The following is a 20,722-nucleotide window of genomic DNA, read 5'->3' as shown; positions in this document are numbered from 1 at the left end:
TAGGACTATATGAACTTCGAGGAGACGAAGTTTTGGGTCTCCGAGCTCTTTCCCGGGGACCCGCAGTTCAGTGAGCATGTCACGCAGCTGCCGGCCAGTGGTCGGCACGGGCAGGCACATGAGGCAAAGCCGCTGCGTATTGCTGAGTTCTCGCTTTTCGACGGCTCGGACGGCCACGCGCAAGAGCGTCGCCCAGAGACGGTAGCCGCCACGTTGGAGCTCGGCCGTAACTACTGTGGCTTAACCGGTGCGGCAAAAACGGATATCCGGGTGGAGCTCTTCCACGTCGGCTACGCCGACTTCCCGGTCGCGGAGATGGTTGCTACTGCTGGTGCCCTGGTGGAGGAGGAGCCGGAGCTGCTGTCGCCAATTCCGGGTCGCGTTATTCCCAATGCGGTGCGGATGGCTGCAGAGGCCAGTGGGGTGACGTCGTCAAGCACTGCGTATACCGTGGCGCATGCGCTGTGTGCGGTGCCGTATGTGTGGAGCGATGGTGTGCCGAATGTCTCTGAGATGCCGGACAAGATCAACATGCATGAGGGCGATGTGGCCTCGCCGCAGGGGCGCATGACCACGATGACGCAGCTGATTCCGATTACGGATGCGGAGTTGGACTTTTATCAGGGCCGTGGCCCGCAGGAGCTGATGCAGCTGTTGGCGGAAAAGGATGCTGACCTGCGAGATTGGTGCCGTGAATCGGTAGTTGGTTGAGGCGGGGCGAATTAGCTAATCCGGGGTGGAAGGTAGGCTGAGCACGTGGCTCTGTATAGGAAGTATCGTCCAGCGACGTTCGCTGAAGTGGTGGGGCAGCGGCATGTGACTGACCCGCTGTCGGCGGCGTTGGAATCTCGGGATGCGCAGGGGCGTCCTAACCGGATTAATCATGCGTATTTGTTCTCGGGTCCGCGTGGTTGTGGCAAGACGTCCTCGGCGCGCATCATGGCGCGGAGCTTGAACTGCGCGGAGGGGCCGACGGCAACCCCGTGCGGCAAGTGTGCGTCCTGTCGTGCGTTGGCGCCAGGCGGCCCGGGCAATCTGGATGTCATTGAGCTGGACGCGGCTTCCCACAATGGTGTGGAAGATATGCGTGAGCTGCGGGAAAAGGCTATTTTCCAGCCGGCGGAGTCGCGGTATCGCATCTTCATTATTGATGAGGCGCATATGATTACCGCCTCGGGCTTTAATGCGCTGCTGAAGATTGTGGAGGAGCCACCGGAGCATCTGATCTTCATTTTTGCGACGACGGAGCCGGAGCGCGTGCTGCCGACCATTCGTTCGCGCACGCACCATTACCCGTTCCGCCTGCTCACTCCGCCGGATATGCGCGGGTTGCTGAAGCGCGTGGTGGCATCTGAGGGTGTCCATGTGGATCCGGATGTGTATCCGCTGGTCATTCAGGCCGGTGGTGGTTCGCCGCGTGACTCGCTGTCGATTATGGATCAGCTGATTGCTGGTTCCGGCTCCGATGGCGTGGATTATGAGACCTCCGCGGCCATCCTCGGTGTCACCGACAGTGTGATTATCACCGATGCGATTGAAGCGTTGGCCGCTAGCGACCGTGCAGCCATGTTTAGCGTGGTGGGGCGCGTGATTATGTCGGGGCAGGACCCGGCTCGGTTTGCCATGGATCTGCTTACCCGCGTCCGCGACCTGCTGGTTCTCTCCGCTGTGCCGAATGCCATTGAGCAGGGTCTGGTGGAGGTCCCGGAGAGCCAGGCTGACCGCATCAAGCAGCAGGCCGGTACCATCCCGCCAGCCACTCTGACGCGTTTTACGCAGGTGCTCTCTGACGGCGTGCGCCATTTCCGCGGGGTGACTTCGCCACGCCTCCTGCTGGAGGTTTTGTGCGCGCGCATGCTCCTGCCCGCCACCGAAGATTCGGTGGAGGCCTTGTTGCAGCGCGTCGAATCGCTGGAACGCGGCATGCCGGCGTCCTCTGCCTCGCTTAACGACGGCGCGGGGAGCGCGTCCTCCGCCGTGCCACCGGTGGCTCCTTCCTCCGATGCTGATGCGGCCCCGAGCGCTGGCGCTGGTGCTGGTGCTGGCCAGTCCGCGCGTGAAGCATGGCGTCAGCGCAATGCTCAGCGGAAGAAGGCTGCTGGTCAAGTGGCTCCGCAGCAGGAAAAGCAGGCAGCTTCCGCACCGGAACAGTCAGCATCGGCTGCGTCTGCAGAGTCTGCGGAGTCTGCCGTGCCTCAGCAGTCGGAGCAGCAGGAACAGTTTGCTCAGCCTGCACAGGCAGCGGCAGAACCTGCTCAGCCGGAGGCTGCGCCAGAGTCGGAGCAGCAGGAACCGCGGGAATCTCAGGAGTCGCAAACTGAGCAGCTCAGCCCGGAGGAGGCACAGGCTCAGAAGATTCGTGAGTTCCGTAAGCGGATGGCGGAGCATGCTCGTTTGAGTGAACAGCAGACTCGTGCTCAGCTTGCGCAGGAGCGTGAGCAGCAGACTCGTGAGCGCGAGGGTGAAAAGGGCACCATGGCGATAGTCGAGGAGCCCGAACCGCAGGTTCAGCCTCAGCAAGCACAGCCCGAGCCTGAACCAGAGCCGGCACCTCAACCAGAACAGCAGCCGGAATCCGAACCCACACCCACACCCACACCGGAACCGGAACCTGCTGGTATTGAGCAGATTTCTGAGCACTGGTCGGAGATTCTCGAAGCCGTCGAAGGTCCGCACGCATTCCCAATTCGAGTGCTGGCGGAGCAGGCCACACCTGTCGAGGTCGAGGGTGACACCCTCACCATCGGTCACAGCACTGGCGCCCTGGCCACTCGCCTTAATGACCCGGAATACTCCCGGGCTCTGGCTACTGCCGTGAAGAAGGTAACTGGCTTCGATGGCGCAGTGAACTGCATCGTTGGTGCGAAGAGCCCTCGTCCGCGTGCTCACCGTGCACCGTCGCAGGGGCAGTCATCGATGGAGGATGATTCATCGTCAAGAGGCGCGCAGCCTCAACCGCCTCAACAGCCTCAGCAGCCAACGCAACCGCAGCAACCGCAGCAACCGGAACCAACACCGGCTGAGCCACAGCAGCCACAGCCGCGTTCGCCGATGTCTGCAGCGCGTGCATCGGTGATTGAGCGCCGTGCCAAGATTGAGGCAGCCAAGCGGGCTGCGATGGGGCAGCAGGCTGCCAACCAGCCGGTTCAGCAACCGCAACAGTACTCGGCGCCACAGTACTCGGCGCCATCGAACCAGCGGAACCAGCAGAATCCGCAGGCGCAGCAGGCAGTGGGCCAGCAGCCAAACCAGCCACGCTCGTTCCTGCGCGCCGCGCAAGCCCAGGCTCAGGCCCAGCAGCCCACCGGCTTCAACGGTGTGCCACTGCCACCGGAGCCGATGGAGGAGTTCGCGCCGCCAGAGGGGCGCGGCTATGACGCGCCGCCTCCGGAGCCTCCGTATGAGGAGGACACCTCTGAGTATTTTGAGGCCGCATCGGAAGCCGGCTCGCTGGATCACCGCTCCTTAAAGGACGTGGTCATGGAACTGTTGGAGAAGGAGCTGGGTGCCAAACCGCTTGATGACGCCTAGAGCCGTTACAATGGGGCGGCAATGCGCGTCGTAAAGCACGAGCGCGGATAATCGAACAGTAACGAAACACCCACGTTAGATAGGAATTTTTACAATGACTCAGCCGGATATGAACGCAATTCTGCAGCAGGCTCAGCAGATGCAGGCACAGCTGCAGGCTGCTCAGCAGGAAATTGTGGCTTCCACCCTCGTGGGTGAGGCTGGCGGTGGTCTGGTCAAGGTCACCATGCAGGGCTCGGGTGAGGTCACTGACATCGCCATCGATCCGAAGGTCGTGGACCCGGAGGACGTCGACGGTCTGCAGGATCTGGTGCTGGGTGCATTCCAGGATGCGACTCGCAAGGTGCAGGAGCTGGCTGAGCAGAAGATGGGTCCGCTGTCCCAGGGCTTTGACGGCCTCGGCGGTATGGGCTTCTAAAATTCCAGTTCAGACCAGTATTTCTAGGTAATTTTCATTGTTCGAAGGACCACTCCAAGATCTCATAGATGAGTTCTCGCGCCTGCCGGGCATCGGCCCGAAGTCAGCGCAGCGCATCGCTTTCTACCTCATGAAGGCGGAGCCGGAGGATATCGGCCGGCTCCAATCCGCGCTGGGCCGGGTGCGCGAGGGTGTTCAGTTCTGCCGCATCTGCGGCAACATCTCGGAAAAGGACGTCTGCCAGTACTGCGCGGACACGCGCCGCGACAAGGGCCTGATTTGCGTCGTCGAAGAGGCACGCGACATCCAGGCCATCGAGCGCACGGGCGAGTACAACGGCCGCTACCACGTGCTCGGCGGGGCGCTCGATCCGCTCGGCGGCATCGGCCCGAACGAGCTGAATATTCGCACGCTCCTGCAACGCATCGCTGGTGTGCTTGACGACGTCGACGAGGGCGAAACCCCCGAAATTCATGAGGTAATCATCGCCACTGATCCGAACACTGAGGGCGAGGCTACCGCGACGTATTTGGCCCGGCTGATGCGGGACTTCCCGGATCTCGAGGTCACCCGATTGGCATCCGGCATGCCACTGGGCGGCGACTTGGAGTTCGTTGATGAACTCACGCTCTCCAGAGCGTTGACGGGGCGCCTGCGGGTTTAAGCAAACTTGCTCCCGCAGGCGGCGAGCCCGGTCAGTTTATTCGGATGCCGTCTGGTCCATGACACCTTCGGACCAGAGTCGGGCGGCAATTTCCACGCGGTTGCGCAGCTTCAGACGTGTCTGAATGCGTGACACGTGCGACTTCACTGTGGTCAGCGAAATCTCCAGGTCCTCGGCGATTTCGGCATTGGTCATGCCGCGGCCGATACGTGTGGCAACTTCCATCTCTCGGTCCGAGAGCAGCCCTGTTGCCGAGGTGTCTTCCAGCGTGCTGGGATCTGGCTTGAGCCCCAGCATCTGTGCCAGCACAGCTGGCGAAATCATCACGTGGCTGCGTGCGGCCGCGCGCACTCCCTCAATAACCAACCCGGGAGTGGTGTCTTCCAACAGATATCCGCGGACACTTGTGGTCTGGAAAACCAAAAAGTCGGGAGCGGACTCTTCCGTACCTACTAACAGCGCAAACGTACCTGCCGGTGTTTGCGACGCAATCTCAATACCTGAGACCTGTGGGAAATCTGCCTCCACTACAACGACGTTGGGGCGCTGCTCGTGTGCCAAGCTGAGCGCTTCCGGCGCGTTGTCCGTAGTTGCAATTACATCCAGGTCAGGGAGGGGTTGCAGAATACTAGCTAGTCCACATCGCACACGTTCATCACTGTGTGCGATCACAATCTTGATTGACATAGTCGTTCAATCCCTCCAATCTAGGCCTCTATAATAACTGTTGAACAATAGTCACGGAATTAGCGTTCGCTCTTCGGGCGAGGCTTGGACAAAATACGCTCTTTCCGCAGCTTATCCACGATTTCGATGTCTAGGGCAGGCAGTTCCGCAAGTGTCATTCCGGTTGCTCGCGCCAGCAAAAGATCGGCCAACTGCGGGTTGCGTGCCAGCACCGGCCCATGCAAATAGGTGCAGATAATAGAGCCCTGAACAGCGCCCTCAGCGCCACCAGTAGGAGTCAGCGAAGAGACGTCCACTCCCGGAGCAATGCCGGAGTCCGTCTGCTCCACCTCCGGGCCGACGTTGCCTACGCCACGGACAACACGACCAAGCGCCTTCGCATCCGCGCCCAGGGTAGTGCGACCCATATGGTTTTCAAAACCGGTGAGAGGCGCGACCAGGCCGTCGTCAAGCAGACCGTTAGAGGCGTCCGGTAGCGTGCAGATCTCGCCGATTGCGCGCACGGGAAGCGAGTCGGTGGTGCAGTCGACAAGACCGAGACCTGCGACTTCGCGCCCGCCCGCGCGGAACGATGTGCCGAAGACCTGGAAGCCCGCGCAAATCGCGAGGATCTGCTTGCCGGACTCCGCGGCCTTCTTAATGCCGCCGTCGTTAATCAGGTGCTCTACCGCGATCGTCTGCGCGACATCCTCGCCGCCGCCGACGGTGTAGATATCCAGGCCGGTGGGCACGGAATCGCCGAGTTTAATCGGCACAATCTCCGCGTCAATCCCGCGCATCCGCGCACGTTGCCGCAGCACCAGCGCATTTCCGTCATCGCCGTAGGTACCCAGAACGTCCGGGAGAATCAGGCCGATAGACAGCTCACTCATTTACTTGACCTCCTGTGCCCGTTCGATATCGCGCTTCAAATCGCGGAAAGCGGTGTAGTTTGCCAGGACTTCGACTCGCGTCGCGCTTGACGACGGCCCCTGCGACCCACACTCCCGGATCGCCTGCAGTGGATCAGCGACCAACCTCGCATCAATGTCTGCGTAGAGCAACCTCACACCCAGATCGGTGCCGCGTTCGCCCGAGGCGACGACCTCCATGCCGTCGAAGTCCTCGAAGCGCACATCCCACAGCCACGACAGGTCCTCGCCGTCGGCGACGTGGCCGTTGACCGCGATGACCACGGCATCCGCGGTGCGGTCGACCATAGACAGTGCTTCCTGCCAGCCGGCCGGGTTCTTGGCCAGCAGCATGCGGACGTGCTTCTCGCCGCCCTGGGCGTCCTTCACCACCATGGTGGAGTAGCGGCCAGCGACGTTGTCCACCGTCTCGGTGGCGTTGAGCGCCTGGCGGAGCTCGGCGCCCATTTCGATGGCCCCGGCAATCGCCATGGTGGCGTTACCTCGGTTGGCGTTGCCCGGCAGAGTCAGGTTCAGCGGCAGCGTCTCACCGGCGGGCGTGGTGACGCCCTCCGGTGAGATAACGAAGTCCGGCTCCGGGCGCTTGAATTCCGAGCCATCCGGCAGCGGTTTTACCGCATACCAGTTGCGGCCATCCTGAATAATGGGGCCACCGGTGCGGGGTGAGGAGGTGGCGTCGTTGGTCCAGCCTCCGCCCGCGGAGACCCAAATGACCTTCTTGGCATCCCACGCAGCCGATGCGATGAGTGGATCATCGCAGTTCGCAACCACTGTGGCCTGCGGGTTCGCGTCGACAGCCTCCCGGAGGGTGGCCTCAATCTTGTTGATTTCACCGACGCGGTCGAGTTGGTCGCGGGAGAGGTTCAGCAACACCAGGACCTGGGGTTTCAGGTCGGCTGCGATGTGCGGGACGTGCAGCTCATCGACTTCCAGGACCAAGCTATCCGCGTCCGGTGTGGCCAGCAGTGCGGAGATAATGCCCGCATCCATGTTGTCGCCGCCCTCATTGGTGGCAACACTGTGGCCTGCAGCGCGCATGGCCGCCGCAAACATGCGAGTGGTGGTGGACTTGCCGTTGGTGCCGGTAATAATCGCAGCTGGTCGCCCCTTACCCAGCGAAGCCAGGATGCGTGGGTCAATCTTTTGCGCAATCAGGCCACCGATCATGCCGCCCGCACCGCGGCCGGATTTACGAGACGCCCAGGTAGCGGCGTGAGCGGCGGCTGTCGCGATCCGAGCGCGCAGACGTGGGGAAGTCCGGCGACCGGCGCGACCATGGTCACTTACGTCGTTGGTTGAAGTGCCTTTTTCCATGACTGTGTATCTTACTGCGAAAAATGCGTAGTACGAATGTGCCTGGGAAAAGTGCGGAAGTAGCTGGGAAAGCGCGAGAGTTGCCCCTCACTCCATCGCTTATAGCTCATCTGCTGCCGCTGATTGGGCATGAAGCGGTGTGTGAATCAAAAAGTAGTTGTGTTGATTCAGTAGGTGTCTTATACTTTCAACTAGTAGTTGTGGGGGAAAATTGGGGAAAGAAATTGGGGAATTGAAATGGTGAATGCAGAAAGCAGCTGCTTCGGTGCACGCTTGCGCCAGTTGCGCACAAATCGTGGCATGACTACACGCGATTTGGCTGACGCTACTGACGGTGTGGTGTCGCAATCTGCAGTCAGCCGCCTAGAAAATGGCAAGGCAGCTTATTCTCTTGACCAGGCTATGGCGCTGGCGTGGGCTTTTGGTGTGCCGGTGGATGAACTGGTGGAGGAAAACCCGGTCAGCCAGCGTGTGCAGGCGGTGGCGCGCACGTCACGGGATGGTGCGAGTGTTAAGGAAGCACAGGAGATGCTTTTGCCTTACCTGCAACTTCGAGTGCTGCTAACTCAAAATTAAGGGGGGAGTTCCGTGTGTAGTGCGAGTAAGGAGGGGCTCAACCTTGCTGAGGAATTCCGCAAGAAGCACGCCCTAGGAAATGATCCAATCGCTGACATCGCTGACTTTATGCAGTTGGTTGATGCAGATTTTATGATTCTGGACTTGCCGGACCATGTGGATGCACTAGCTTTGCGCGATCCTGTGACGGGAGCGACGGTCATTGGAATCGCCAAGTCATCCATTCCTTATCGTCAGCGGTTTACCGTTGCGCATGAAATTGGGCATTTTATTTCCAGTGATTTCGAGTCCTCGAAAATTGCCGAAGATGATGGGCTCTCCGAGCCTGGGATTTACGTCTGTGGCAAGCGTGATCATCAGGAAGTCCGTGCTGATACCTTTGCTCGCAATGTGCTCTGCCCAACCGACGGGCTGAAGTCAGATCAAAAGCTCGGTGAACTCACCAGTAGCCGTGACATCTTAGCTGCGTTGTCCTATGTCGTTCGGAGGTATCAGATTTCGCCGAAGGTGGCGCTCATTCAGATGAGACACGCTGATCTCATTAGTGAGGAGCAGGCGGAGGAGCTCAAGGGGATCTCAGCTCCCGCATTGGCTGCTCGGTATGGCTGGAAAGCTGATTATGACCGGGCAGTAAAAGTCTCTGGATTGGTACAACCATCGGCGCGGTTGGTGAAGGATACCTATCGCGCTTACGAACAGGGGATAGTCGACCTTCCGAGCATTGCTTTTGCTGAAATGAGCAGTGTTGACGAGGTGAAAGAACTGATAAGTGCTTCGCAGTCGCAGTTGCCCCCGTTGGGTCATGGCACCAATGTGCAGGATCAAATTGCGAGTGATGTGGAACCGGATCCCTTTGCGGAGCTGGATGCTTTCTTCGGCGATGTCTCCGATGTCTCCGATGTCTCCGATAATTCAGGAAGCACTCAATAAATGATGAGTGGCCACCTCTTAGTAGCTGATACAAGCGTACTTCTTAATTTCGTCTGTTCGAAGAATCATCAGTATTTGCTCGATTTCGCCGGAAAGATGACAATCAGTATTCCGGGTGCAGTGAGAAATGAAGTCGAACGCAAATTGGCCACGCCGCGCTTTGCATGTGGAAAGAGCCCCTGGGAGTGGTTCCTGAATCAACAGAATGTCGAAGTTCTCGACGATGACATCAAAAAACTGCTTCCCTACGTTCGCCGTTACTCTGGTACTGGCTATACGTTTCAAGGAGGCAAAGCTAAGCACCTGGGGGAGTACATTGCTATCGCTCATTGTCTTAGCGCGAAGGATCAGGACAAGGACGTAGTTACTGCGCTCATCATGGATGATGGTGATGCCTGCGAGTTGGCGCGCAAGCAGGTTGCTGGCCATATTTTTAATACGGAGCACGTGCTGTTGCGCTGTGTACAGTTGGGCTCTATCGTGTCGCGCGGGCAAGCCAGGGAAATTTGGGAAAACCTCCAGGGCTTTGATGTGTTAGTCAATTTCGAGCAGACCAAGCTCAATGGCAAGAGCCTGTACAGAAGGCCCGCCGAAAAACGATGAATCCTAGCACCACCTTCGACCCTGAGATTGTCTTTTACTACGACCGAGATTGCGGGTTCTGTGAGGCAAGCGCGACACTTCTAGCCAGGATTAGTAATGCCCACGTGGTTGGTGCGAGCCCCGAAAACCAGGCCTTACCAGTGGAAGTTCGGCAACACATTTCAGCCGAAGCAGTTGCCATGACCGACACCGGTGCCAAAAGCAATCGAATATTTCGGTATGGGCACGAGGCAATAGGTATCGTCCTGCGCCATGCTGGTAAAAAGTCATTATTCCGATGCGCTGGTGCACTCCTACTCTTTCCGCTGCTAAGAAAGCTGTGGAGTTTCATCTATAGGGTTATTGCATCCAATCGTCAGCAAATCAGTATTGCGTTTGGCCTCAATGCCTGCAATATAGCAACCACGCAATGAGCAAACCGCCGAATGAGTCGCTAGTCGTCCCCGTCACGCATCTCGGAGACCAACCGCAGAAATGCCTCGTCAGAGACAATCGGAATTTCCTTGCGATGCGCATGCATCGCCTTGCCCGTCAGCTGATCCGGTGTCACATCCGCCGGCCTGTTGCACACCAGCACCGACGACTCCCGCGTGACCTTCTCCGAATACACCAGCCCCGCACGCACACCGGCCGCAATCAGCTCATCCGGATTGGTCGACACCTCCGGCGCCACCACAAATTCCATGCCCTCAGCCAGCTTTCCACCCGGTGCGTAGCGACCCGGATTCTCCACCGGCCGCGGTGCCTCCATCGCGTCGACCCGCACTGCCGAGCGCTGCAGGCCCACATTGTCCTCCCGCAGCTCATCCGGAGCATATGCGCTGATCACGGCATCTTCCAGGCCGCCTTGCGCGCGGAATAGGTTCAGCGTGGTCGTCACGTTATCCAGCGTCCGAACCCGCTCTGGCACCGAAATGCCTTCAACCGACGCCACTGGCGAGGGCACATCCAGCCCGTAGGCGCGCGCGACAGCGCGCAGGCGGGCGTCGTCAAGCCTGGTGCCCTGGCGTCGCGCCGTTTCCAGCGTGTCCACGATGCTCACCGGCGCGGGAATGCGCGCCGCCCGAGACCTGGTGCGGCGACGTCCGCGCTTGTTTCGCGCGGCGCGTTCGCGGTTTGCTTGACGACGTGCCCTCTTCGCCTCAGCAACTATAAAACCCCAGACCAGCGGTGCATTATGAGCAATCAGCGTGCGGCCATCGAGCGCGTGTGCGAGCTTGGCCTGGATTACGCCGAACTTCGGAGCGCCCTGAAAATCTGCGGGTTCCAGACCGTGGAGATGTGTCGGTCCGGGATCCTCGGTGGGATCGATGACGACGTGCCACGTATCCACGATGTTGCCCTGCGCGTCCGCGGTGGAAACTCCTAAGCTGACCAGGCGCGATGTCTTCGGGTGGATGCCTGTGGCCTGGATGGCCACGATTGCGTATGGAGCCTTCTCCGCCGACGAGAACTGCTTGTGCTCATCGGCGGCCTTCGTTGCGGCGGTGGCGATGGTTGTGGTGTTGGTTGCAGTGGCCGTGGTTGAGCCCGCCACAGTCTCTTGAGCTGGCTTCTGCTTGGTCGCTTCGGCCTGCTGCTTGTTTGCCTGCTTGTTTGCGTGCTTGGCCTGCGGCGACTGCTCTTGCCGTTGCTGCTGTTGCTGCGCAGACCCGGACGCGCGATGAGTGCGGCGTCGATTCCGCCGCCTCCTTCGCCTGCTGGAAGAGGAGCGAGTCGCATTGCGCTCTTCGCGCGCCGATTCAGTCATGACCTCAAGACTAGCTGTTGCACTTTCCTGCGGAGAAAGTGCCATAAACCTAGTCATTAACTCAAAGGACCAAAACCACCAACTAAGCCAGGGCGCGGTTGACCGCGCTGGTCACAGCCTTCAGCGAAGCGTAGGTGATGGAACCAGCGATGCCGGAGCCCCACACCTTGGTGCCGTTGACCTCGGCGAGGACGTAGGCGGCAGCCTCGGCGTCGTCACCTGCAGTGCGAGCGTGCTGGACGTATTCCTGGACCTCGACGTTGATGCCCAGCTTCTCCAGCGCGTTTGCGTATGCGGCCAGCGGGCCGTTGCCGGAGCCTTCGACGGTCTGCTCCTTGCCCTCGTAGACAATGTGAGCCTTGATCTTGGTGACGTCCGACTCGTTCTGAGCTGCATCGACAGTCAGGGCAATCTGCTCGAGCGGAGTCTCGCGGTCCAGGTACTCACCAGCAAAGATGTCCCAGATGGCCTTGGAGTTGACCTCGCCGCCCTCGGCGTCGGTGACTGCCTGGACGATCGAGGAGAACTCGACCTGCATGGAGCGCGGCAGGTTCATGCCGTGGTCGGTCTTCATAATGTAGGCCACGCCGCCCTTGCCGGACTGGGAGTTGACGCGGATGACGGCCTCGTAGGAACGGCCGACGTCCTTCGGGTCGATAGGCAGGTATGGAACCTCCCAGGTGACCTTTCGCATTTCTTCGTCGGAAAGCTCCTTGACCGCAGCGCCAGGGCGAACCTTGTCTGCCATTGCGTCGAGGCCCTTGTTCACTGCGTCCTGGTGCGAGCCGGAGAAGGCGGTGAACACCAGATCGCCGCCGTATGGGTGGCGCTCTGGCACGCGCAGCTGGTTGCAGTATTCGACGGTGCGGCGAATCAGGTCGATGTCGGAGAAGTCAATCTGCGGGTCGACACCCTGGGTCAGCATGTTCAGACCCAGAGTGACCAGGCAGACGTTACCGGTGCGCTCGCCGTTGCCGAACAGGCAGCCTTCGATGCGGTCGGCGCCGGCCATGTAGCCCAGCTCGGCGGTGGCGATACCGGTGCCGCGGTCATTGTGTGGGTGCAGCGACAGGATGATGGAGTCGCGGCGCTTGAGGTTGCGGTCCATCCACTCGATGGAGTCTGCGTAGACGTTTGGAGTGGTCATCTCAACGGTCGACGGCAGGTTGATGATGATCGGATCTTCCGGCGTCGGGTCGATGACATCAACCACAGCGTCGACGACTTCCTTGGCGTACTCAACCTCGGTGCCGGTGTAGGACTCCGGGGAGTATTCCCAGCGCCAGTTGGTGTCTGGGTAGTCCTTGGCGATGGTCTTAATCAGCTCCGCCGCATCCGTAGCCAGCTTCTTAATGGCGTCCTTGTCCTTACGGAACACCACGTCACGCTGCAGAATCGAGGTGGAGTTGTAGAAGTGAACGATCACGTTCTTGGCACCTTCGCAGGCCTCGAAGGTCTTGCGGATCAGGTGCTCGCGCGCCTGAACCAGCACCTGAATGGTGACATCGTCCGGGATCATGTTGTTTTCAATGATCTCGCGCACGAAGTTGTAATCGGTCTGGGATGCGGACGGGAAGCCGACCTCAATTTCCTTGTACCCCATCTGCACCAGCAGCTCGAACATGCGGCGCTTGCGCTCCGGGCTCATCGGGTCAATCAGTGCCTGGTTGCCATCGCGCAGGTCGACGGCGCACCATACCGGCGCCTTAGTAATCCGCTTGTCCGGCCAGGTGCGGTCCTTCAGCTGGAAGTCCTGAACTTCCTTGTCATAAGGCAGGTAGCGGTTCACAGCCATCTGCGAGTTGCGCTGCTTGTTCCAGCTCGGCTGACCTTCCGGAATCTCGCCCGCAGGCGTGGAGATTACAGAGGGAGCGGAAATGAATGCATCAGAGGGAGTCATGTTGTGGGCCTTTCTTTTACGGACTTTTCTGTTCGGCCGGCACAACTTAACCCGCGACGGGGAGCCGGCCTTACATCCAAGCCCCGCCGCGGCATAGAAGCAGTAGTCCGCGTTGCATGTGATGTACCTTACCCCGTCGAGGTGAGGAATTTCATCATTTGGGGGTTTTCATGGGGTGAAAGCCGTTGTGCAGGGAGGTTGCGTCGACGCTAAAGGCGTCCGCGCTTTACGACGGCCCGATGCGCCGCAGCTCCGCCGACCAGCGCAACCCAAGGAGAACCCGGTATAGTTCTATAACTAGCCGTAATATCTTTAGCGGACCAAAGATGATAGCGTCCTAAAGGTGCAAACCAGCTGGTCTATTCTCTCGCGAGATTTGCGCCGTCTCCGGAAGAGCCCAAGGGTGTGGATCATCATCATCGGCGTGATGATTACCCCTGCCCTTTATTCGTGGTTCAACATCCCGGGTTTTTGGGATCCATACGAAAACACCGAGAACATCGGTGTGGCTGTGGTTAATGAGGACAGAGGCGCAAGCTCCCCTGTTACCGGAAATATCAATGTGGGCAACCAAGTTGTCCAAGAGCTCAGGAAGAATCATCAGCTGGGCTGGAAATTCCTCGACGCTGAAAAGGCCGATCGCGACCTGAAACGCGGCAAGGTCTTTGCATCCATCACTATTCCTCCGGAGTTTTCGCAGGAAATGGTCGATCTCATTAAGGGCGACGGGCACCCAGCCAAGCTGACGTACCGAGCCAATGAGAAAATCAATGCGATTTCGCCACCTATTACTGAGCAGGGCGCGACCGGAATTGATGGTCAGATTTCGGCGACCTTCAATAAGGAAATCGCCAAAGCGGTAACTCAGCAGGTCAAGAATGCTGGCGGTGACCTGCAGGGGCGCTTCGACGAGGCTCGGGCGAACTCCGCCGATGCCTTCCAAGATGTCGCCGATGCAGTGGCCAATAGCCGCGATGAGGTCGGCTCCATTCAGGGCCAACTCGCCGACCTGCAGCCGACCATTGCGCAGATTAAGAAGACGCTCGGCAGTGTCAACGTCGCTCTCGACGATGCTCAGGATGCATTGACGCAGGTGCAGAACATCACCGGCGAGTTGAACAACGAGGTGTTGTCGTTCTCCGGGGATATCAATGATGCCTATCTGCAGGGCAGCACTGCGCTGGTGGAGGGCTCTGCAAACGCCAGCGCCGCTATTGGCACGACGACAGCGAATCTGCAGGGGGCGATCTCTCGTGCGGATTCGGCCACAGCTGCTGCGGATGACATCGTCAAGCAGGCCGACCAGGTTATCGGTGGGTTGAATGATCTGCTGAATGCCAGCCCGTTGAATGGTCAGGATAAGCAGGCAATTCAGCGGACTATTGATGCGCTGGGGGAGAGCAACGCCACCAACCAGGAGCTTGTCGATGGTCTCAAAGAAATCTCCGGCTCGGCGCAGGGCACGCTGGATTCTCTGAACGCCACCGCCAAGTCGCTGGAGCAGGCCACGAAGGACGGCAAGGCCGCCTCTGATCAGGTGCGCAACGCCGCGAAGGACGTGCTCCCGCAGCTCAGCCGGACGCTCAATGAGCTCAATTCCCGCGTGGGCTCGTATGCTGCGGCGCTGGGTTCGCAAAAGGATACCGTCCGGGAGACGTCTGCGCTTCTCGACGCCACGAGTAGGCAGCTCACCGCTGCGGATAAGGTCCTCGAGTCCTTTAAGGGAGACCTCGACAGCGTGCGAGAGGGCTTGGAGACAGCTCGTCTTGATGTCCTCACTTTGGGTACCACTCAGGAGCGCGAGGCAATGGGCGCTGTGTATGACCTGGATCCAGAGGGCATCTCGCAGTTCCTCAGTGACCCGGCGGAGATTGAAACGCACTCCGTGTTCCCGGTGGATCACTACGGCTCAGGTATGGCGGCCCTGTTCACCAACCTGTCGCTGTGGATTGGTGCCTTCATTCTGATGGTGATTTTCCGTCTGGAGGTTGATACCGACGGTTTCAAGGAACTCACGGTCGGCCAGGCCTACTTTGGCCGCTTCCTGCTGATGGGCATCATTGCTGTGTTCCAGGCGCTGATTGTTTCAATCGGTGACTTGGTCATTGGTGTGCAGAATGTCAATGCCTTCGCGTTTGTGCTCACCTGTGTTGTGGTGGAGCTGTGTTATCTGGCCATCATTTACAGTTTGGTCTCCGCATTCGGGCACGTCGGTAGAGGTATCGCGGTGGTTTTGGCGTTCATCCAAATTCCGGGCGCTGCGGGCTTGTACCCAATTGAGATGACTCCAGACTTCTTCCGGGCTCTCAGCCCGTTCTTGCCGCTGACGTACGGCATTGATGCGCTTCGTGAGACCATCGGTGGCTTCTACTCCAACTACTACGCGAAGAACATGATCATGCTGATGGTCATGGCCATCGTCGCCTACGTGGTCGGCTACTGGCTGCGCCGCAGTCTTTCCTCGGTCAACGTCCTGGTCAACCACCAGCTCGAGGAAGGCGGCCTGATCAATAACGAGGAAGTCCACCTGGTTGGCAGTGGCTACAAGCTCAGCGATCTGGTCTTTGCGCTGCGCAACCGCGAGGAGTACCGGACTCGGATTGATGAGCGGATGGACAACTTGCGCGGTAGCTATGCGCTGCTCATGCGAATCGGTATCGCAGTTGCGCTAGTTGCCCTGGTGGTGCTGGGTATTCTGGCCAAGCGCTACCCGGACCAAAAGGCACTGTTCTTCGGCCTGGCCTGCCTGTTTATCCTCGTGTGTGTCGGCTATGTCGCGGTGCGCGAGTACGTCAAGCAGTCGGTTATTAATGCTCGACGGCTCAGTGAGCTGTCGGAGGAGGACTTGCGCGCCTACATGGAGCACCAAACTTCGCATCCGCGTGCGTACTCCCTGGAAAATGATGAAAATACTTTCCAGCCGCAGACGAAGATTCCGTCGGCAAGCGCGGAGAAGAACTCAGAAGGTGACGCCTAATGAGAAATATTTTCGAAATTGTGCGGAATGACTGGCGCGTCATTCGCCAGAACACCATGACAGGCATCATGGTGTTCGGCCTGGTCATCATTCCGCTGATGTTTACGTGCTTCAATGTGCTGGCCAGCTGGGAGCCGTTTGAAAATACCGACCAGCTCAAGATCGCGGTGGCTAGCAATGACCGCGGGCATCGCACGGATATCGGTGCGATTGACCTGAACTTGGGCAATGAGGTGCTCTCTAAGCTGAGCCGTAACCACGACATCGACTGGACCATTACGGACTCCGACGATGCCGTGGAGGGCACCAAGTCCGGTGACTACTACGCGGCAATTGTGCTGCCGGAGAACTTCAGTAATGAGCTGATGACGTTCTATGTGCGGGGTACTACCGCACCGAAGCTGAAGCTCTATACCAATGAGAAGAAGAATGCGCTGTCGTCGATTATTACGACGAAGGGCGCAAGTGGTGTGATCCAGGAGATTGATAAGAACTTCACGCAGGTGGTTGCGAGCGTTGGGCTCGGGACAATCGCCTCGCTGGATGAGTACCTCAACACCTCGGACACCAAGCAGGCGTTGACGCGGGTGCAAAGCCGTGTGGATGATACCGCCACGCGCCTGCGCTCTGGGGCGCAGACGGCGCGCTCATTGTCGTCGCTGGTGGACACGACCGTGCCGCTGGTGGAGACCGCCGATTCCATCCTGGAAAATGCCGGGGCACGCATGGGCGATCTGACCAACAGTTCGGGCGACAGCACTGCCGCCGCCGATCTGGCAGCTGCGGTGGACAACGTGCGCGGTTCCGTGGGCACGGCGCTCGACTCGACGCTGGCCAGCTACGAAGGCGTGCGCGATCGCGTCGACGAGCTTCTCGACGGCACCGCCAACACCCGCGGTGCGACAGCGGATACCTTCGATTCGATGGCGGCCAAGTTCGGCCAGCAGGCCGATGGCCTCACTGCGCTGCGCGACCGCCTGGAAGACACGGTCGGCGCGGTGGTGCCGGGGATTGCCAAGCCGGGCTATGATCGCGCGATTTCGGATATGAATGCCTCGATTGCGCGCACTCGCGGGTTGCAGGATAGCTTCGCCAAGGTGGCTTCTGACCTGCGTGGAGGTAGGGACTCTGGGTCGTCGATAAGCCAGGCCAAGGATGCGTTCACCTCTGCGATTGCGGCGGTGGAGAAGGCGCGAAACTCCTACGAGCAAAACCTGCGCCCGCAGATTGATGCGCTGTCCGAGCCGGTATCGCGCCTGAGCAATGACATTGATGTCATTGGCCAGGACATCCAGGGAGTGCGCGATTCCATCAGCGGCTCCCCGGTGGAGGCGCTGCGTAAAACCAGCGCGGCCACGCTGAGTCTCAGCACGCGTTTTGATGACCTAGCCGGTCGCTTCGATGAAGTCCACCGCGCTCTGGATGAGGCCAAGGACACCGGTGACCTGTCCAAGATTGCCGCCGTCATTGGTGACGACCCCAGCGCCCTGGCCGCACAGCTGGCCGCGCCCGTAAAGGTCGAAGAAGACCCCGTCTTCCCAGTTCAGAGCTTCGGCGCTGGCATGGCCCCGTTCTACGCCACGCTGTCGCTGTGGATTGGTGCGCTGCTGTCGTCGGTGCTGATTCGCACTGCGGTGCGCAATAGCCGCGGCAAGGACGACGACGGCGAGGAGTACACCCGCGCGGAGAAGTACTTCGGCCGGTTCGCCACCTTCGCCAGCGTTGGCCTCGCGCAGGCCACGCTGATGGTGCTTGGCCTCATGGTTTACGTGGGCATGGAGCCCGCGCATCCATTCCTGATGCTGCTGGCCGGCTGGGTGATTTCGCTGGTGTTTATGATGATCATCTACTCCTTCGTCTTCACCTTCGACAACGCCGGTAAGGCCATTGGCGTGTTACTGCTGGTGATGCAGGTGTCTGCCGCCGGTGGCGCGTATCCGCTGCCGCTGGTGCCGCAGTGGTTCCAGAACATCAGTCCCTGGTTGCCGGGCACCTACGCCATTGACATGTTCCGCGCCGCCATCGCTGGTGTCTATGAGAACGACTTCTGGAAGTACACGGTCATCCTGTTGCTGTTCATCATCCCGTCGTTGATCCTGGCGCTGGTGTTCCAGCGCGTGTTTGAAAAGGGCATCAACCAGATCCGCGATCAGATCGAAAAGACCAAGGTCATGGCCACTACGTAGTGGGCTCGGCCTCCTTGTCTTCCTTGCGCATCCGTCGCAGCCACCAGATCAGTAGCGCGATAATCACGGCCGCTGCTGCCAGGATGGCCCACATCCACCACTGCCACTGCGAGCCGGTGCCGTCGAATACGGCCTCTTCCTCGGGGTCCATCGGCACCTGGTGACCGGTGACAAGCAGGCGGTGCGTGTTAATGCCGTAAGGCGTGCACGTAATCAGCGTGATCAGGTCTTGCCCGGGGACACGTCGTAAAGCGTCCGTTTCATCAGGCTTGACGACGGCTACGTCGTGGACCTCGTACTTCAGCTTGTGGCCCGCGACTGCGATGTAGAACGCGTCCCCCTTTTTGACCTTGTCGAGGTTGTCCCACAGCGTCGCATTCTGCAGCCCCGTGTGCGCGGATAGAGACGCGTGGCGACCTTCGCCCTCTCCGATACCACCGACCGGGAAGTCCGTGCCGTAGAGGTGGCCGACGCCGCGCGCGAGCACCTTGTCCGACGTGCCGTGGAAAATGGGCAGGTCAGAGTGGATGGACGGGATGACGATGCGGCCTAGCGCGTCGGTGTCGGCGAGGACGTCGAGGTAGTGGCGGTAGCGCTGGTATTCCGGCGAGGACTCATCATCGTTGGTGGTCCAGGCGTCGCCGGGGTTGACCTCGCCAAGCTGGGCGTTGTAGTCGTGGGCCTCGTTCCAGGCGGTGTCCAAAACCTCCGGGGGCACGGATTTCTCCAGTTTGGAGTACTCATCCGCGGCGCGAGCTTGCTGGAAGTTGTTCCACTGCGTTGCGACCACCGGGTACAGCAGCACGCCCAAACCGCCAATGATCAGCAGCAGGGCGATGATGGTATTCGCGTTGAGTTTCTTGGCTTTTTTAGTCCGCTGGGAATGGGAGTGACGACCCATCGATTCCTACCTTCGGTGGCCTTACCTTGTGGCCAATCTAGAGGACACGGGGGCTTTTTGCCTGGAACAATCCCCGGTCATGGGGTCTTCTCCTGCCGAGTTGACCAGGCCTACGACTTAACAATTAAGTACCAATTTAGGCCATTCCGCGAGACGAGCAGAAATCTTCTCAGCACGTGCCATTGGCTTGGCCAGCGCCACTCGTTCCTTATGCGCCGGTTGCGCCTGGTGCACCGGTTGCGGAGGCTTCGGCCGGTCGCGCCGCCAGGGCGATGGTGGCCGCAATCATGGTTGCCAGCGCGATGGCCAGCGCAATCCACTGCGCTCCAACCGCCTGGAAGTGCTCGCCGAGGACGATGTATCCCAAGGTGAAAGCCACAATTGGTTCCACCACAGTCATGGCTGGCAGTGACGCCTGCAGTGGGCCTGCGTTGAAGGCGGCCTGCTGCAGGCCCACTCCTATCAGTGCCAGCGCAATGAGCAGCCAGAGTTCCCAGGCAAGCAGAAGTTTGACGAGCCCGTGGTTGACGTAGATATCAATGACCGATTTCGACAACAGTGCGACGAAGCCATACAACCAGCCGGTCGCAGTGCCGAGCAACAGAGCCTTCGGATTCTGGCGCAGTACTCCGCGATTTTCTTTATCCGCCGCTGAGTTACTGCCAGTTCCCGTGTTGGGCCACCGCACTGCTGCAGCATATAGACCACACATGACCACGCCACCAGCGGCGAGAGCCCATCCCCACAGGTGAGTCGGGATATTGGTGGAGCCGGCCGCCGGCTTGCCGAGCAGCACCAACGTTGCCACCGCAAAAGTCAGCGCCACTGACCAGGCAGTTTCTGACTTTGAAATCCTGCGGCCATTTACTTTCGCAGCCAGTGGCAGCGTGAGCATCAGCTTCATCACCAGCAGCGGCTGCACCAGCAGCAATGTGCCAAATGCCAGTGCGGCGACCTGAAATACATACCCGGCAATTGCCAAGGTCGATCCGAGCCACCAGCGCGGTTGCTTTAAAGTTTTCGCCACACCGTGCAAGGTGCCGGTGTCTTCATCCAGGTCACCGGAAAGGTTGTGGCGGATGACTGTTCCCCAAGCGATGCTGAGCGCAGATAGGAGCGCCAGCGAGGCAGCAAGGAGGTCATTGTTCACGTAGGGAATGCTAGGCACCCACCACTTGCCATGTCCACTTTGCGGAGTTAAGCGGGTATTTCGGCGGATATTCTGCGGGATTGCCCGGGTATTGGGCTGGTTCCCCTGCGATTGCCCGGGTATCCCGCGAACCACCAGAGAAAGTGACCTAGTTTATGGCAAAAACAGGCCGGTAGGTTCTAGCGGTGAATGCATCACCACTTTTCGACCAGGAGAAGTAGTGA

General features: G+C 59.6%; 17 protein-coding genes. 10 read left to right on the top strand and 7 right to left on the bottom strand.

Features of this window, described 5'->3' with window-relative positions; genetic code table 11:
* The first annotated feature begins 9 nt into the window (after positions 1-9).
* The 4 genes from Q4E11_RS10195 (at position 10) to recR (ending at position 4,613) form a co-directional block, all read left to right on the top strand.
* The gene (locus Q4E11_RS10195) at positions 10-711 is read left to right on the top strand and encodes a suppressor of fused domain protein (protein ID WP_303165530.1); all 702 of its coding nucleotides are present in this window, start codon (positions 10-12) and stop codon (positions 709-711) included.
* 45 nt (positions 712-756) lie between these two features.
* On the top strand, positions 757-3,531 hold the full coding sequence (locus Q4E11_RS10190) for a DNA polymerase III subunit gamma and tau (protein WP_303165529.1): 2,775 nt from the start codon (positions 757-759) through the stop codon (positions 3,529-3,531).
* 94 nt (positions 3,532-3,625) lie between these two features.
* Complete coding sequence (locus tag Q4E11_RS10185; protein WP_303165528.1) at positions 3,626-3,949, top strand: YbaB/EbfC family nucleoid-associated protein; 324 nt, start codon at positions 3,626-3,628, stop codon at positions 3,947-3,949.
* 37 nt (positions 3,950-3,986) lie between these two features.
* Positions 3,987-4,613, top strand: coding sequence for a recombination mediator RecR (recR, locus tag Q4E11_RS10180; protein ID WP_303165527.1), 627 nt, complete (start codon positions 3,987-3,989; stop codon positions 4,611-4,613).
* 36 nt (positions 4,614-4,649) lie between these two features.
* Here recR and Q4E11_RS10175 read toward each other — a convergent pair whose 3' ends face one another.
* The 3 genes from Q4E11_RS10175 to Q4E11_RS10165 are packed head-to-tail and all read right to left on the bottom strand — an operon-like array spanning position 4,650 to position 7,525.
* Complete coding sequence (locus Q4E11_RS10175) at positions 4,650-5,300, bottom strand: response regulator transcription factor (protein WP_303165526.1); 651 nt, start codon at positions 5,298-5,300, stop codon at positions 4,650-4,652.
* Positions 5,301-5,359: 59 nt separating this feature from the next.
* Entirely contained in the window at positions 5,360-6,172 is an 813-nt protein-coding gene (locus Q4E11_RS10170; protein WP_303165525.1) for a type 1 glutamine amidotransferase, read from the bottom strand.
* A complete protein-coding gene (locus Q4E11_RS10165; RefSeq protein ID WP_303165524.1) occupies positions 6,173-7,525 on the bottom strand; it encodes a Mur ligase family protein in 1,353 nt (450 codons plus the stop codon).
* Positions 7,526-7,762: 237 nt separating this feature from the next.
* Between Q4E11_RS10165 and Q4E11_RS10160 the strand changes: the two genes are divergently transcribed.
* The 4 genes from Q4E11_RS10160 to Q4E11_RS10645 are packed head-to-tail and all read left to right on the top strand — an operon-like array spanning position 7,763 to position 10,047.
* Complete coding sequence (locus Q4E11_RS10160; protein ID WP_303165523.1) at positions 7,763-8,101, top strand: helix-turn-helix transcriptional regulator; 339 nt, start codon at positions 7,763-7,765, stop codon at positions 8,099-8,101.
* Positions 8,102-8,113: 12 nt separating this feature from the next.
* Positions 8,114-9,031 carry an ImmA/IrrE family metallo-endopeptidase gene (locus Q4E11_RS10155; RefSeq protein ID WP_303165522.1) on the top strand — a complete coding sequence of 306 codons (918 nt, stop codon included), beginning with the start codon at positions 8,114-8,116 and terminating at the stop codon, positions 9,029-9,031.
* Complete coding sequence (locus Q4E11_RS10150; RefSeq protein WP_303165521.1) at positions 9,032-9,634, top strand: hypothetical protein; 603 nt, start codon at positions 9,032-9,034, stop codon at positions 9,632-9,634.
* Positions 9,631-10,047 carry a DCC1-like thiol-disulfide oxidoreductase family protein gene (locus Q4E11_RS10645; protein WP_368410418.1) on the top strand — a complete coding sequence of 139 codons (417 nt, stop codon included), beginning with the start codon at positions 9,631-9,633 and terminating at the stop codon, positions 10,045-10,047. The genes Q4E11_RS10150 and Q4E11_RS10645 overlap by 4 nt, the downstream gene beginning before the upstream one ends.
* Positions 10,048-10,067: 20 nt before the next feature.
* Here Q4E11_RS10645 and Q4E11_RS10145 read toward each other — a convergent pair whose 3' ends face one another.
* Both Q4E11_RS10145 and leuA read right to left on the bottom strand, forming a co-directional pair.
* Complete coding sequence (locus tag Q4E11_RS10145) at positions 10,068-11,384, bottom strand: exonuclease domain-containing protein (RefSeq protein WP_303165520.1); 1,317 nt, start codon at positions 11,382-11,384, stop codon at positions 10,068-10,070.
* A gap of 82 nt (positions 11,385-11,466) precedes the next feature.
* Positions 11,467-13,284: a 2-isopropylmalate synthase gene (leuA, locus tag Q4E11_RS10140; RefSeq protein ID WP_303165519.1), complete on the bottom strand. Its 1,818-nt coding sequence runs from the start codon at positions 13,282-13,284 to the stop codon at positions 11,467-11,469.
* Between the two features lie 343 nt (positions 13,285-13,627).
* On the opposite strand from leuA, the gene Q4E11_RS10135 reads away from it, so the two are divergent.
* Positions 13,628-16,261, top strand: coding sequence for a YhgE/Pip domain-containing protein (locus Q4E11_RS10135; protein ID WP_303165518.1), 2,634 nt, complete (start codon positions 13,628-13,630; stop codon positions 16,259-16,261).
* Positions 16,261-18,447, top strand: coding sequence for a YhgE/Pip domain-containing protein (locus Q4E11_RS10130; RefSeq protein ID WP_303165517.1), 2,187 nt, complete (start codon positions 16,261-16,263; stop codon positions 18,445-18,447). The genes Q4E11_RS10135 and Q4E11_RS10130 overlap by 1 nt, the downstream gene beginning before the upstream one ends.
* On the opposite strand, the gene Q4E11_RS10125 is transcribed toward Q4E11_RS10130, so the two are convergent.
* Together Q4E11_RS10125 and Q4E11_RS10120 are read right to left on the bottom strand one after the other, a co-directional pair.
* Positions 18,440-19,348: a class C sortase gene (locus Q4E11_RS10125; protein ID WP_303165516.1), complete on the bottom strand. Its 909-nt coding sequence runs from the start codon at positions 19,346-19,348 to the stop codon at positions 18,440-18,442. The genes Q4E11_RS10130 and Q4E11_RS10125 overlap by 8 nt on opposite strands.
* A 208-nt stretch (positions 19,349-19,556) precedes the next feature.
* Positions 19,557-20,498, bottom strand: coding sequence for a DMT family transporter (locus Q4E11_RS10120; RefSeq protein ID WP_303165515.1), 942 nt, complete (start codon positions 20,496-20,498; stop codon positions 19,557-19,559).
* Positions 20,499-20,722: the final 224 nt, after the last annotated feature.

It is taken from the genome of Corynebacterium sp. (assembly GCF_030532195.1).
Classification (GTDB): Bacteria; Actinomycetota; Actinomycetes; order Mycobacteriales; family Mycobacteriaceae; genus Corynebacterium.
This window is presented reverse-complemented; position numbering and strand designations above follow the sequence as displayed.